15 protein-coding genes are annotated in these 14,899 nt (G+C 39.1%); 8 read left to right on the top strand and 7 right to left on the bottom strand.

Annotated features, from left to right (window positions below):
- Positions 1–78: 78 nt before the first annotated feature.
- The 3 genes from AC1M86_RS03970 (at position 79) to AC1M86_RS03960 (ending at position 2,446) form a co-directional block, all read left to right on the top strand.
- On the top strand, positions 79–1,188 hold the full coding sequence (locus tag AC1M86_RS03970; RefSeq protein WP_481587358.1) for an AI-2E family transporter: 1,110 nt from the start codon (positions 79–81) through the stop codon (positions 1,186–1,188).
- Between the two features lie 120 nt (positions 1,189–1,308).
- Positions 1,309–1,887, top strand: a complete 579-nt coding sequence (gene sodC, locus AC1M86_RS03965; protein WP_373687194.1) for a superoxide dismutase [Cu-Zn] SodC — start codon at positions 1,309–1,311, stop codon at positions 1,885–1,887.
- A gap of 268 nt (positions 1,888–2,155) precedes the next feature.
- Positions 2,156–2,446: a DUF3817 domain-containing protein gene (locus AC1M86_RS03960; RefSeq protein ID WP_179998758.1), complete on the top strand. Its 291-nt coding sequence runs from the start codon at positions 2,156–2,158 to the stop codon at positions 2,444–2,446.
- 29 nt (positions 2,447–2,475) lie between these two features.
- Here AC1M86_RS03960 and craA read toward each other — a convergent pair whose 3' ends face one another.
- Positions 2,476–3,699, bottom strand: a complete 1,224-nt coding sequence (craA, locus tag AC1M86_RS03955) for a chloramphenicol efflux MFS transporter CraA (RefSeq protein ID WP_481607283.1) — start codon at positions 3,697–3,699, stop codon at positions 2,476–2,478.
- A gap of 171 nt (positions 3,700–3,870) precedes the next feature.
- Positions 3,871–4,752, bottom strand: coding sequence for a pirin family protein (locus tag AC1M86_RS03950; protein ID WP_481607282.1), 882 nt, complete (start codon positions 4,750–4,752; stop codon positions 3,871–3,873).
- A 305-nt stretch (positions 4,753–5,057) separates the two neighbouring features.
- Between AC1M86_RS03950 and AC1M86_RS03945 the strand changes: the two genes are divergently transcribed.
- Positions 5,058–5,786 (top strand): YoaK family protein, encoded by a 729-nt coding sequence (locus AC1M86_RS03945; RefSeq protein ID WP_481607281.1) that lies wholly within the window; start codon positions 5,058–5,060, stop codon positions 5,784–5,786.
- 61 nt (positions 5,787–5,847) lie between these two features.
- On the opposite strand, the gene AC1M86_RS03940 is transcribed toward AC1M86_RS03945, so the two are convergent.
- Both AC1M86_RS03940 and AC1M86_RS03935 read right to left on the bottom strand, forming a co-directional pair.
- Complete coding sequence (locus AC1M86_RS03940; protein ID WP_481587362.1) at positions 5,848–6,207, bottom strand: hypothetical protein; 360 nt, start codon at positions 6,205–6,207, stop codon at positions 5,848–5,850.
- Positions 6,208–6,386: 179 nt separating this feature from the next.
- The gene (locus AC1M86_RS03935) at positions 6,387–7,799 is read right to left on the bottom strand and encodes an FAD-binding oxidoreductase (protein WP_481607280.1); all 1,413 of its coding nucleotides are present in this window, start codon (positions 7,797–7,799) and stop codon (positions 6,387–6,389) included.
- Between the two features lie 352 nt (positions 7,800–8,151).
- Here AC1M86_RS03935 and serA point away from each other — a divergent pair, with 352 nt between their 5' ends.
- The 3 genes from serA (at position 8,152) to AC1M86_RS03920 (ending at position 11,381) form a co-directional block, all read left to right on the top strand.
- Entirely contained in the window at positions 8,152–9,384 is a 1,233-nt protein-coding gene (gene serA, locus AC1M86_RS03930) for a phosphoglycerate dehydrogenase (protein WP_035264273.1), read from the top strand.
- A gap of 135 nt (positions 9,385–9,519) precedes the next feature.
- The gene (locus tag AC1M86_RS03925; protein ID WP_481607279.1) at positions 9,520–10,389 is read left to right on the top strand and encodes an EamA family transporter; all 870 of its coding nucleotides are present in this window, start codon (positions 9,520–9,522) and stop codon (positions 10,387–10,389) included.
- A 113-nt stretch (positions 10,390–10,502) separates the two neighbouring features.
- Positions 10,503–11,381 carry an EamA family transporter gene (locus AC1M86_RS03920; protein ID WP_481607278.1) on the top strand — a complete coding sequence of 293 codons (879 nt, stop codon included), beginning with the start codon at positions 10,503–10,505 and terminating at the stop codon, positions 11,379–11,381.
- Between the two features lie 36 nt (positions 11,382–11,417).
- Here the strand turns inward: AC1M86_RS03920 and AC1M86_RS03915 are convergent, their stop codons facing one another.
- The 3 genes from AC1M86_RS03915 to truB form a co-directional block, all read right to left on the bottom strand.
- Positions 11,418–11,876 (bottom strand): hemerythrin domain-containing protein, encoded by a 459-nt coding sequence (locus tag AC1M86_RS03915; protein ID WP_035264279.1) that lies wholly within the window; start codon positions 11,874–11,876, stop codon positions 11,418–11,420.
- Positions 11,877–12,024: 148 nt separating this feature from the next.
- Complete coding sequence (locus AC1M86_RS03910; protein WP_481607277.1) at positions 12,025–12,792, bottom strand: sulfite exporter TauE/SafE family protein; 768 nt, start codon at positions 12,790–12,792, stop codon at positions 12,025–12,027.
- A 12-nt stretch (positions 12,793–12,804) separates the two neighbouring features.
- On the bottom strand, positions 12,805–13,710 hold the full coding sequence (gene truB / locus AC1M86_RS03905) for a tRNA pseudouridine(55) synthase TruB (protein ID WP_481607276.1): 906 nt from the start codon (positions 13,708–13,710) through the stop codon (positions 12,805–12,807).
- A gap of 146 nt (positions 13,711–13,856) precedes the next feature.
- On the opposite strand from truB, the gene AC1M86_RS03900 reads away from it, so the two are divergent.
- Entirely contained in the window at positions 13,857–14,897 is a 1,041-nt protein-coding gene (locus tag AC1M86_RS03900; protein WP_481607275.1) for a lipase secretion chaperone, read from the top strand.
- Positions 14,898–14,899 lie beyond the last annotated feature (2 nt).

Here is a 14,899-nt window from a genome sequence, read left to right as displayed (position 1 = left end):
ATGTTAAATGCATACTCGAAATGAATCAGATGTGCGGCAGATACGTTTGAAAATCAAGAATATAGATCAGAGACTTTAGTGCAAGATTTTAATCCAACTTTACAGCGTGTACTTTTATTTGGCTTGTTTTTTATTCTGCTTTATTTGGGATATGACATTGTCAAATACTTTATCGTACCTGTGTTATGGGCTTGTATTATCGCCTATATGACTTGGCCTTTATACAAACGTATTCTCGCTTGGTGTGGTAATCGACCTACATTGGGTGCGTCTGTTATGACATGCTTATTGGCACTCGTTGTCGGTTTACCGTTCACTTTTGCTATCTTCTTACTTCAACATGAAGGTCGAAACTTATTCTTTGATTTACAGCGCCAACTGGCTTCTGGTCATATCACCGTTCCTGATGTGATACGTGAATTACCCATTGTAGGTAAAGAAGTTTCTCGAATTGTACGTGACATCAATGCCGACCCAAATGCACTTTTTAGTAATATTAGTGTATGGATTCAAGGACATTTAAATTACGGTAAATTCGTGATTAGCGAAATTACCAAAAATTTAGTCAAACTTGGTTTCGCCATGCTCTCTCTATTTTTCTTTTACCGTGATGGACAAACGATTGTTCAACAGGTCAGTAAAGCGATGGAGAAAGTCATTGGTCCACGTATCCAACATTATATCGACACGATCTCTGAAACAACGCGTGCAGTGGTATATGGTGTTGGTTTGACTGCCGTTGCACAGTCGATATTGGCAGGAATCAGCTATTACGTTGCTGGTGTTCCAAATCCAATGCTTTTAACCATTATGACCTTTATCATGGCGCTGATTCCTTTTGGTCCTCCAGTGGCATATGGTGCTGTTTCACTGTGGTTATTTTCACAAGGTCAAACCGTTGAGGCGATTGGCGTAATGGCTTGGGGCGTTTGTGTGGTGAGTACAGCCGACAATGTCATTCGTCCTTTGGTCATTTCAGGTGCTACTCAAATTCCGTTCTTATTGATCATGTTTGGTGTACTGGGGGGGTTAGCGAGCTTTGGGTTAGTTGGACTCTTTATTGGTCCTGTAATTCTCGCCATTCTTTTAGCCATTTGGCGTGAATGGTTACATGAAACACTGGAACCAGAACCCGTGCCTAAAGCCACGATGGCCTACGATCAAGACAATGAAACACCACTCTCATAAGTGGTGTTTTATTTTTACTGATAAGAAATCTATACAATCAAATACTTAAATCGTTCTTGTTGCTAAATGCCAAATTTGTTTCAATGCGTTATCACTTAGATGGAACAAGGATAGAACAGCATGCAAATGCAATCGAAAGTTTCAGCATTCAAAATTTCTATGCTCAGTGCATTGCTGAGTTTAGGCTTTGTGGGATGTGCAGCAACGCAAAATACATCTGCATCCAAAGAATCCAACACTAAAATCCAAACCATTCCTGTAAATGCGGTGAGTGCTCAAGGAGTTCATGATCAAATTGGAACGATTAGCTTCCAAGATAGTGACAAAGGTCTTGTGATCACAACGGACTTAACTAAATTATCACCTGGATATCACGGGTTCCATATCCATGAAAAAGGCTCATGTGAACCTGCTGAAAAAGATGGAAAAATGGGTGCTGCGCTTGCCGCTGGTGGACATTACAATCCAAATCAAGCGCCTGGGCATGGTACGCCAAACGATGGTCATTTAGGTGACTTACCAGTATTAAATGTTGACGCGTCAGGTAATGCAAAAACACAAGTGATTGCACCACGTCTTACACTTGCAGACATTCAAGGTCTATCCATCATGGTACATGCAGGTGGTGACAATTATTCAGACCAACCTAAACCACTAGGTGGTGGGGGTGATCGTGTAGCATGTGGTGTTATACGCTAAGCTACACCCAAGACTCATCAAAGGATTAAGCTCTAGCTTAGTCCTTTTTTTATTTCGCTGATGATCTATAAAATGTTGTGAGTATCACTTCATATTCATCTTTATAGACATGATTGACATATTAGCTTATTTTTAAATCTACTATCATAAAAAACGATTATTATAAATTATATTTCCCTTAAACAATGCGATCTAGTCCACATAGATTCTAACTTTGCTACAACAACGATTAGGTAAAATAGGATGTCTTCTTTTGTGGGGTTTGAGAATGAATATTAAGTCCTTACGTATTATTGGTTTACTTGAAGGGATTTCATTCCTACTACTGCTTTTTTTTGCCATGCCAATGAAATATATGTTAGATCAGCCTATTTATGTGAAATATATTGGCATGGGACATGGCGTTCTATTTGTGTTGTTTTTAGTCGTATTATTTGTGGTATGCGAGAAGCAAAAGTGGTCTATCAATGTATTTATTCTTGGGCTGATAGCTTCCGTTCTACCCTTTGCCCCTTTTATTTTTGATCGTAAACTCAAACATCTCGAACAAATACAATGATTAAAAAATCCTCCACAAGGAGGATTTTTTTATGCTGAAGTGGCTCTTTCTTGCATGATCTGATGAACAATTTTTCTTGGAGCACTAAACCACAGTGCAATAAGGATAAAACAAGCCAATGCATATGCCATCGTGCCGTAAGATTCATACATAATGCGTACAATTTCGATCACAACAAAGAATGCAATCATCATAATCATACCTACTGCGGCAGCAACAGTTCCTTTAGATACCTCAGATGCATCTAAACTGAAACGATAAAGCACAGAAAAACTGCAGCCCTCACCAAAACTGATTAAGGTCATACCGATAATTAAGCACCATAACAAATAATCCTGCCAAATCACACCTGCCAAAACAATAAGCGTTCCAACCAACATCAACGGCAATGCAACTAGCACGGTCTTTCCTACCGCATAGCGATCAATGACGCGAATCAGGACAATATTTCCAATAATTAAACCACCCAATACAGGCACCTGTGCATAGCCATATTGCATATTGGTCAGACCGAGCTGTTCGACCAAAATTACAGGTGACATAGCGATCCACAAAATCAGTGGAATTGAGACCATGGGTACTGACAAAGCCAAGCCCATAAATTTTTTATTTTTAAAAATGGCTTTGAAGTCATCCCATACATAGCTTAATGGTTGCTTAGGAATACTCAAATGCTGCTCAGGCATTTTTGCTTTAAGACCAAACCAACTTAAGGCTGCTAAAAAGGCAATCCCAATGAACCCCCAATGCCAAGACACATGGTCTATCATAAATGCGCCTAGCACAGGACCAAGTAATGGTGCGATCAATGAAATATTCGCCATTAAAGCCATGACTTTAATCGCATCTCTTTCCTCAAAAATTTCTTGGATGGCAGCATAACCCACAGCTGAAATAATGGTCAGCCCAATCCCTTGTAAAAAACGAAATGCAAGAAATTGCTCTATAGACTGGGTGAATAAAATGAGCAAACAACAGACCACAAAAAAGAAAACACCTCCAAGGAGTACTTTTTTACGACCTAAGCGATCTGATAACGGACCTAAAAACCACGCCAAACATGCTCCACCCAATAAAAAGAAAGACATGGATGATGGCGCCCACTCACTGCCTACACCAAACTCACGTGTAATCGTAAGCATCGCAGGTTGTACAAGATCATTACAGATATAGACTGAAAATTCGAAGAGCACCAATGCCAAAGGAAACATAATTGTTGCCCGACTTAAGGTTGCTTTACTCACCTTTTGCATGTTTTTTTTCACATGTTTGAATATTTTTTGGAAGCGTAGTTTACGTGAAATGCATCACAATGCCATGACAAAGTTTTGCGTTTTTGTAACCCTGAACTACGAAACAAAGTCTGAAAATTAAACGAAAATTTAGCCTTTATCTTAAATCAATTTCTCACCCAAACATTGACATCATTTGGCATCAATTGCATGGCTTTTCAAAAAAGTACCATGCTTCATTTCCTCAATCGCTTCAACAATCTCATCTTGCGTATTCATGACATAAAAACCACGCCCGACTAAAGGTTCATTTAGTGGCTGTCCCATGAGATATAAAATTTTGCTATCAGACAATGTGGTGAATTCAACGTTTTCACCATGACTTGAAAATACTGCCATTCCCTGATCAGTCAGTAATTCATCATCTGTACCAAATTCAACTTTACCACGGCGCATATACATCAGTGTGGTATCCAAATGTCCTGCTGGTAATATGAGTGTGTGACCTGCTTTTAAATCCAAATCCAAAACCAGCAAAGGACTATGGACTAATGCTGGTCCTTTCACTTGCATAAAGGCTCCAGCAATGACACGCGCAGTACCCGCATCATGAGCTAACTCTACAACCGGGATATTAGATTTGAGTAAGCTTTGATAACGCGGATTCGATTTTTTTGCAGTTGCTGGCAAATTCACCCACAGCTGAATCATTTCAAATCGTCCACCTTCTCGGGAAAATGACTCACTAAATTTTTCTTTATGAATAATGCCTGATGCAGCAGTCATCCACTGTACATCACCTTTCTGAATAACACCTCCACCACCTTGCGAATCCCAATGCTCTAACTCACCTTCATACACGAACGTGACTGTCTCAAAACCACGATGTGGATGTTCTTCAATACCTTTACGCAGTTGAGAAGGTTTCAACGTACCGGGACCAATATGATCGAGAAGCAAAAATGGGGATACTGTATTTCCCAGTTCATAGTGTGAAAAAACAGATACAACCGGATTAAAGTCTCCAACTGAAAAATGACTGTCGTTACGATGGATAAAAGCGAGTGTTTTCATTTTTTATCTTATTTATTGAATAACTTTAGTTTAATGGGGTTTTAGATTTTCCTCTACGTTAATTTTATGATGCTTTCAGTTGTGTTTTATCAATTGAAATATTTTTGTCATCAAAATTTGATGCAATTTGAAACATATAAAATGTTAGAAATCATCTAATCTCAACATTCACCACTGATCAATATGAAACTTTTAATTACTTAATGTTCATGTGGATTAATTCCACAAAGCAAAGGATCTGCAGACTCGATAAAACACTTGTTTTGTCGATGTAATCTCTCAGTACACCTTGAGCTTTTAGAACTATGTCAAAATGCTACATACCAATTAAAAATCGCTGGCGACATCATCATGAAGCTTCGATTCTATCGCTCGTCGGTGGTTGGCTAAATACCGTTGGATTTATTTCATTATTTGGCATTTATACCAATCATGTTACTGGCTATATCGTGACTGCAGGCAAAGAAACGATCTTAGGAGGATTAGGACTGTGGGCTCTTTTTATTGGCATTTTCGTAGTTACGATTGGTATTACTGCGTGGTGTGAACAACGTTGGAAAGACAAGTATCCAAACATCTTACTGGGGTTCTTTATTGCAGAGACAATACTGTTAACGCTCTTCATGCTGGCGGGACTTAATTTCAGCCCCTTTTATACTTTGGCAGAATTTGGCGCAGTACTTACCGCAACATTGGGCATTGCTGCAATGGGAATTCGAAATGCCATTATCCGAACATTACTATCTACAATGGCTACCTCAACCTTAATGACGGGCAATCTTGCTCAACTGACCATTGATTGTACTATTGCTTATGGGGCGCCTCATGTATCAGAAGAACGCAAACAAATTGCCAAACAAAATATTCTAAAAATCTTACCGACTATTTTATCCTTCAGTTCAGGTGCAATATTAGGTGCGATTACTTATATGTTGTTTGGCTTCTTATGTATGATTTTTCCCATTTTAGCGATGGGCTATATTTGCTATCGTGAGTGGCGCTTCTCGTCTGCTCATCCTTATTCGACTCAATAATGCACGCAATAAAAAAGGCATAACTCACTATGCCTTTTTAAACCGAATTTCTGGTCTGATGTCATGGACAAAGCGCGGTTTGGAAAGATTTTGTATTTTTTCCACGCACACATTTGTATTCAGTTTTCTTATTCACTTGCTGCCATTTACCATCGTTCAATTTAAAACTATAGATAAAGCGTTCGGCAGCAATTGAGTCATCCATCAAGCCTGTTTGTGTCACTTTGACTTCTGCTACGGTCGGTGCTTCGACACGATTGAAATACTGACGTAATTCAACAGTCGCAAGTTCATTGCGTAATTCAGGATGTAGCTTCATGACTTGCTCTAAAGGAGTGTCATTCCCATGTACTTTAGAAATAACATTTTTCGTAGTAGCACACCCCGTGAGCATCATGCTAACTAGACCAACTGTGGTCATTATTTTCATCATCATTGTATTACTCAGTTCGCCATTGATCTTTTACATATGATGTTCTGAACTGTTGTGACAAAAAAGAACAGATATGTATGCTATTTTTTTCAGGATCAAATGTATATCACTCGATATCCTTTGGCTGGCATAAAAAAAACAGCACCGAAGTGCTGTTTGGGATTTGCTTAATTCAAATCAAATAACTTCCCTGGATTCATAATCCCATTTGGATCAAATACTTGTTTGAGTGCTTTCATATATTCAATTTCTTCAGCTGAACGTGTGTACTCAAGATATGGCTTCTTCGTCATACCCACACCATGTTCCGCAGAAATTGAACCATCATACTTTTTCACAGTATCAAATACATACTTGTTCACCACCTGACATTTCGCAAAGAATTCATCTTTGGTTAAATTTTCAGGTTTTAAGATATTTAAGTGCAAGTTACCATCGCCAATATGACCAAACCAGCAAATTTCAAAGTCAGGATAATTGTCAGCAACAATTGCATCAATTTCTTTAATGAATGCAGGTACGTGTGTGATGAGCACTGAAATATCATTTTTGTATGGGATAAATGGTGCGATTGACTCAGAAATATCTTCACGCAGACGCCATAAGCTTTCTACTTGGTCTAAGCTTTGACTAAGCACGCCATCAAGTACCCAACCTTGTTTCATACAATGCTCAAAGATTTCCATTGCCTTGTCCATAATTGGCTCAAATGGCGCTTCAAACTCAAGCAATACATAGAATGGGCATTCGGTTTCAAATGGACGTTGCACGTGACCATTTGCCAATACTTTTTGCATCGCAAGTTCACCGAAGAACTCGAACGCAGTTAAATCAATTTTCGCTTGGAACGCGTGAAGAACTGGCATCACTGCATCAAAGTCAGGTACACCGAGCACCATCACTTGTAGATCTTGTGGTTGACGCTCAAGTTTAATTTCCGCTTCGGTCACTAAGCCTAACGTACCTTCACCACCAATAAATAAGTGTTGCAACGCATAACCTGTCGCATTCTTGATCATGCCTTTGTTTAAACGAAGCACATCACCTTTACCAGTGACCACTGTCAAACCGAGTACCCAGTTACGTGTCATACCGTATTTAATGACTTTAATACCGCCTGCATTAGTACCGATGTTACCGCCGATTTGTGATGAACCAGCTGAAGCGAAATCAACTGGATAATACATACCTTGTTCTTCAGCATAGTTCTGAAGTTGCTCAGTGACCACACCTGCTTGTACACGCACCATACGGTCTGCTGGGAAGAATTCCAAAATTTGGTTCATCTTGTCCATGCTGACCACGATTTCACCGTTAGCAGCGACAGCACCTGCAGAAAGACCCGTACGACCACCTGATGGTGTCACAGCAACATTAAATTGGTTTGCTAGTTTCACAATTGCCTGAACTTGTTCAGTCGTCGAAGGAAAAACGATGACTGATGGGTTTGGATCAAAATGTTTAGTGTGATCGCGTCCCCAATTTTGTAGGCTGTCCGCATCAGTTTTGATACGGTTTTCACCAACAATTGACGTTAATTGAGTCAATAACTCTGGGGTTAAAGCAACTGGAGCATTCATCGTTTGCAGACCTAGCAAGAAAGATACAAGTTGTAGATTGCTTAAAAAACAAACCTTTAATCAAGATTTTAAAAGCGTATTTGTTAAGCGAATGTGAAGAAAATATCACCACGACTGGATGAGTCAATTTCACGATTGTGCATTATAAAGCATTTTCCCATGAAACCCCGATAAAATCAGACATTTTGCGAATGTTACTTAGATATGATGCAGTTAATTCAACCGCAGTTTGTCTGATAAGGACTATATTTTGCAAAAATATCCATAGCTCAAGTCATAAAGGAAATGTATATAGCATGCTCACGTATGCTATCATACTGCCACTAAATTTGGCCTTTGTAGCGGAGCCGTAATGAGCCAACATCTCTCTTTGCCTAAAGATAAAATTCGTTTCCTATTGTTAGAAGGCGTTCACCAAAACGCAATCGACACTTTGAATGCTGCTGGATACACCAACATCGACTATCGTAAAACTGCGCTTGAAGGTGAAGCGCTGAAAGAAGCGATTAAAGATGCTCACTTCATCGGTATTCGTTCGCGCACACAATTAACTGAAGAAGTTTTTGAAGCTGCGAATAAATTGATCGCGGTCGGTTGTTTCTGTATTGGTACAAACCAAGTGAACTTGAATGCTGCGATGAGCCGTGGTATTCCAGTGTTCAACGCACCATACTCAAATACTCGTTCTGTTGCTGAACTTGTATTAGCTGAAGCTATTCTTCTCCTTCGTCGTGTACCTGAAAAATCTACAGATACACATGCAGGTGGTTGGAACAAATCTGCAGTAGGTTCATTTGAAACACGCGGTAAAACTTTAGGTATTGTGGGTTACGGTTCAATTGGTTCACAACTTTCTGTACTTGCTGAAAGCATGGGTATGAAAGTGATTTACTTTGATACAGTAACAAAATTACCTTTAGGTAATGCTCGCCAAGTTGGCTCAATGGGCGAACTTCTTGCCAATGCTGATGTTGTATCACTACACGTGCCAGATGTCCCTTCTACACGTAATTTCATGACCAAAGAGCAATTTGCTCAGATGAAACAAGGTTCAATCTTCATCAATGCTGCACGTGGTACATGTGTAGTAATTGAAGATTTAGCTGATGCTCTGAAATCAGGTCATTTGGCTGGTGCTGCTGTTGACGTATTCCCGAAAGAGCCTAAAGCGAACGGTGAAGAGTTTATCTCTCCACTACGTAATATCCCGAACGTGATTTTAACACCGCACGTGGGTGGTTCTACGATGGAAGCTCAAGCAAACATCGGTCTAGAAGTTGCAGAGAAATTCGTTGCTTACTCTGATAAAGGTATGACATTGTCAGCAGTTAACTTCCCTGAAATTGCGCTTCCGTTGACTGAAGGTAAACACCGTTTACTTCACATTCACAAAAATATTCCAGGCGTGTTGTCTAAAATCAACAACCTGTTTGCTGAACACGGCATTAACATCTCTGGTCAGTCTCTTATGACCAAAGGTGATGTGGGTTATTTAGTCATGGACGTTGATGCTACCGCTTCTGCTGAAGCACTTGATACACTTCATAACGTAGAAGGTACAATCCGCGCTCGCGTATTGTTCTAATCTCTAATACGTTTGGAAAACCACAGCTTTTTTGAGCTGTGGTTTTTTTATGGTGTCTCATCTGAGTTGACGTTGGCTCCGCCAACTTAGATGAAAGATATCCCTTTCTAATCTAACCATCATACATTTAAAACCATGTCTTTGTTAAAAATAAACCCGCAGTTACAAGCACTCGGTTTGTTATTGATCGCCATGATCAGTCTACAAAGTAGTGGTTCATTAGCAAAAGTTTTATTTGAACAATTCCCTATCGTTACGGTGTCAGCCCTACGTCTGACATTTAGTGCTGTGATTTTGGCAATTATTTTTCAAGTTTGGAAAATTCAATTCAAACAAATTAAATGGACAGCCATTGTCAGTTATGGTGTCGCTTTAGCTGGCATGAACATGTTGTTCTATCTTGCTATTGATCGTCTTCCGCTCGGTTTAGCAGTTTCATTTGAATTTATTGGTCCACTCAGTGTGGCTTTATATTATGCGCGTCAAAAGTTTGATTTTATTTGGGTTGGTTTGGCCATAATTGGACTGATCCTTTTATTTCCCTTTGACCAAGCCAAACAACCTTTGGATTTACTTGGTGTATTTTTTGCGTTGGCAGCTGGCGCATGTTGGGCACTTTATATTATTGCTGGTCAGCGGCCTTCGGGAGTTTCAGGTAATCACACCGTATGTTTAGGCATGTTTGTTGGAAGTATCATTCTTATGCCGATTGCCCTCAGTATCGGTTTGCCAGCAAGCGTATTTGAAATTAATCATCTAATGTTATTCATCACTTTAGCGATACTCGCCAGTGCCTTACCCTTTACTTTAGAAATGATTGCACTACGAAATCTAACAGCATTAAGTTTCGGTACCTTGATGAGTGTTGAACCAGCTGTTGCCGCATTATCTGGGTTTGTATTTTTGGGTGAGCAATTGTTATGGAATCAATGGCTAGCATTGTTTACCATCATTTGTGCCTCAATTGGCTGCACCTATACCACTCAACACGCCAAACAAAAATGATCTCATACTTAATTTAAACTACATTTTCCATGATGGATTGAAGCACTGTGGTCATCATAATAATGTTAAAATTTGAGCAGTCTCACTCTTTTTAATTCGGCTTCGTTTTCCCAATGCCAAATGCTCAACTCACTGCCGTGCTGTTCATGGTCTTATCCATGATCGCCTATCAAATTAGTGCATCCTTCGCAAAGCAGCTTTTTGAAGTTTTAGATCCATTTACTGTGGTCACTTTACGTCTATGCTTTGCATCAATTATGGTTGTATTGATGTTCCGTTCATGGAAAATTCTTCGTCGCCTTCCTTATTTAAAATGGAAAGATCTTCTCTTTTATAGTGGTTCAGTCGCTTTAATGAATGTCTTGTTTTATGCATCATTAGGAAAACTACCACAAGGGATTGCAGTAGGACTTGAGTTCCTAGGCCCACTCACGTTGGCTTTACTGTCAATCCAACATCGAAGTGATTACATTTGGGTCATCCTGGCAATTTTCGGTGTAGCACTGATGGTGCCTTGGCAAGATGCCAATGCGACTAACTTTTCATATCTTGGGGCTGCTATGGCCATTGGTGCGGGCGTTTGTTGGGCATTCTATATTTATTTTGGACAGAAAGTCGTTCGGCAGAATATCGGCATGCATGCTCTCAGCATTGCAATCGTCCTCTCAGCGTTGACATTATTACCGATCAGTATGGTTCATAATCCATACGCATTAGTTCAATTTGAATATTGGCCACAAGCCATCGTCATTGCGCTTTTGGCTACAGCCATTCCCTATGCATTGGATTTATTGGCATTAAAGAATTTAAGTAAAATGTCTTATGGAACGCTATCAAGTTTGTCACCAGCATTAGGCGCATTGACAGGTTGGTTACTGTTGAATGAACACATTACCTTATTACAAGCCGTTGCTTTGGGTTGTATTATGATTGCATCAATTGGTGTTACTTATCGCGCTGCTAGAATGAAATCACATGGCATAGAAACATAAAAAAGATGGCACATGCCATCTTTTTTTATCATGGGATTAAACCAAACTGTCTTTATCTAATTTCTTATATTTCTTATATTCAGTTTGATATTTTTTAGCCAAACTCTCTTTTTGTTTATCCTCTAGAATTTTTCCTGCTTGCTGAAAAAAGCCATGCTCTTCTTCTTCAAGATGATGATGCACGGTTTCTGACAATTTTTTCGCGATGGCTAACCATCCTGGATTACTGAATTCAGTTTCGGTGAGTTGCTCAAGTAGTTCGTCCATTTCATGATGTTCAGCTAATGCATGACGCGTAATATTCAAACCTGAATCGGTCATCATCAGTGGAATATAGAAGTATCGGTCTTCTGCCACTGCATGAGCAAACAATTCATTTTTTAGTTGCTCAAATAATGTTCGGCGTTCTGGCGTGTCCCCTGAAGTTTGAACCAGCTTCTCAGCAAGTTCACGTTGAACATCATGACTTTCACGTAAAGCTTCAAAAATATTCATCTTGTTATCCTGTCTTATAAATATGATTTGAAAAAAGAAAAACTTGAATGATCTTCAAAACACTCAACTTACTATAAGAGCTTAGTCGATAACTTCGTGATAGGTTTAATAAGCGATTTGTATAGAAAAGTTTAATGTTGAGAATGGTTTACATTAAGATCATCTGATAACTTAATCGAACAATTAAAATAGATACCAGAATTAAAAACAGAATACGAATAAAACCGCTACCGTATTTAAGCGCCAACTTCACCCCGACAATCGAGCCGATCATATTAGCGACAGCCATCATGGCACCTACTGCAAATAAAATGTGGCCTGCAGGAATAAAGAATGTAAGAGCGGCTAAATTGGTCATCACATTACCAATCTTGGCCAAAGCTGCTGCATGCAAAAAATCGACTTGTAAATATCGAATAAAATAAAAAATAAAAAAACTTCCCGTTCCCGGACCGAATAATCCGTCATAAAACCCAATCGCCAAACTTCCTATTCCAGCCAAGATCAGAATTTTAGTGTTTACCGTTTGTGCAATATGAACCTGTCCAAACTCCTTCTTTGACAATGTGTAAATTGCCATCACAATCAGCATCACCAAGACAAAGGGCTGCAAGATTGATTTCGGAATCATGGAAACACTGGCAGCTCCCGCAAAAGAACTGATGGCAGCACATATCGCCACCACCAGTAATAACTTCCATTCAAACTTAACTTTTTTAGCGAAAGTCCACGCAGATGTTGCTGTTCCAACAACCGCAGCTAGCTTATTGGTGCCAAATAATGTTGCTGGCGCCATATGAGGAAAAGCACTCATCAATGCTGGAATCTGAATGAGACCACCACCACCGACTGCTGCATCAATTGCGCCTGCGCAAAATGCAAAAAAAATCAGGCTGAGGATGATGTCTAATTCCATAATTGAGTTCGCTTATAAATTTAATACACGTTTAGGAACTAGACGTTTTTTATCAGTAATTTCAGCTAAACCTAAACACTTTTTTTCGTCAAAAACGAGGACTTGAGATTCGGCAGGATGATCAATATTGCTTTCCATCCCACGACAAAAATATTCTGCACGACCTTCTGGTACTTGAACTTTTGGAAAATGATCCACAGGCGCATAAGCAGGTAACAACAATGCTTCACGTTGTTGTTCAGTTAGACTTTCTAAGTATTCAATGGTGTACTCTGGCACAATACCAAAATGTCCAGTTTGAATACGATGTAAATATGTTAAGTGCCCATAACTTCCTAAAGCTTTAGCAATATCCTCTCCCAATACTCGGATATACGTTCCTTTTGAGCATGTCACATCCAAAGTAATTGAATCTTGAGTGAAAGACATCAGTTCAATCGCGAAAATATGAATTGGACGAGCCTCACGTTCGATTTCAATTCCTTTACGCGCCAGCTCATACAAAGGACGACCTTCTTTCTTTAAAGCAGAATACATTGGAGGAACTTGTTGAATGTCTCCAACGAATTGCTGAATCACGCTTTGAATTTTATCTTCGTTAAGTTCAATCGGTTGTGCTTCGAGCAAAACTTCACCCTCGACATCACCTGTAGTTGTACTATTTCCCAATTGAATCGTCGTTTGATAACGTTTAGTAGATTCCAGTAAAAAGTGTGAAAACTTGGTCGCTTCACCTAAGCAAATCGGGAGTAAGCCTGATGCTAATGGATCTAAAGCGCCAGTATGACCACCTTTTTCAGCACGATAGAGCCAACGCACTTTTTGCAATGCTGCATTTGAGCTAATCCCCAAAGGTTTGTTGAGTAGAAATACACCACTTATAAGACGTCGAGTAATTTTTGGAGATTTAGCAGACATTAGATAATATTCAGATCAGTAAAATACTGCTATTTTATCAAATCCATTTATCGAATATTGATTAAATTTTTATGCATAAAATGTGACATTTGTGGCAAATTATTCTACACCATTAATAATAACTAAATGATTTCATAGGATGTGAAATGAATTCAAAAGCTAAATTTAAAATTACACTGCTGATTGTGGCGTGTCTGATCGTTTTATTCCTTCTCTTTCAATGGTTGAAACCTGACTCAGCTGAATCTGCTGAAAACTCACAACGAGCAGCACAAGATGCCGAAATTCAATCAGAAAATATGGCGCTACAACAAAGTACAACCGTGAATGGTTCTAGCTTTGCAAGTAAAAGTCAGCAAGATATTCAAATCAATTGTCAAATCCAAACCGATAACGCCAACCGTTTGATTGTGAATGAAAATACTAAGAACTGTTTTGAGTTTTTTATTACCCAATACGGCGAAAAAGAGATTCCGCAAATCAAGGCTGATTTTATTAAATTTGCTCAAAGCACCTATCAAGAACCATTACTAGGTCAACTGACAGATTTATGGTCACGTTATGTTCAATATCGTGAAAAAATGGGTGACCTAACACCACCAAACCATGACAAAGAAAGTGCGCAGTATTACAAAGCTATTTTTAATCAGATGAAATCATTCCGTAAACAATTTTTTTCAGACTATGAAATTGAAGGTTTATTTGGTATCGAAGATGAATATCATGATTATACCTTGGCTCGAATGAGTGTTATGGAAGATAAAAATTTATCTGAAAAACAAAAAGCCGATAAATTAAAAGAACTATTCAATGATCTACCTGAAGATTGGAAAGAAAATTTAAAACAACTTTCTCAACTTGAAGATCTGCGTCAATTAACTGCAGAAATTAAAGCTCGTGGTGGTAGCGCAGAAGAAATTCGTCAAATGCGTCTCAGCTTAGTGGGTCCTGAAGCAACACAACGTCTAGAAAATCTTGATGGACGGCGCTTAAATTGGAAAAGCAAAGTCAATCAATATTTGTCTGAGCGTGACAGCATTGTCAAAAGTAATATGAGCCCTAGTGCAAAGCAGGAAGCTGTACAACGCCTCCGTTCTCAACATTTTAATAATTCACAAGAGCAACTTCGGGTAGAAACATTCGAGCAAGTTCATGATCAAGGCGGTCAACTTCCTTTTGCCGATTAATC

The sequence above is a fragment of the Acinetobacter sp. ANC_7654 genome, assembly GCF_056779855.1.
This window is presented reverse-complemented; position numbering and strand designations above follow the sequence as displayed.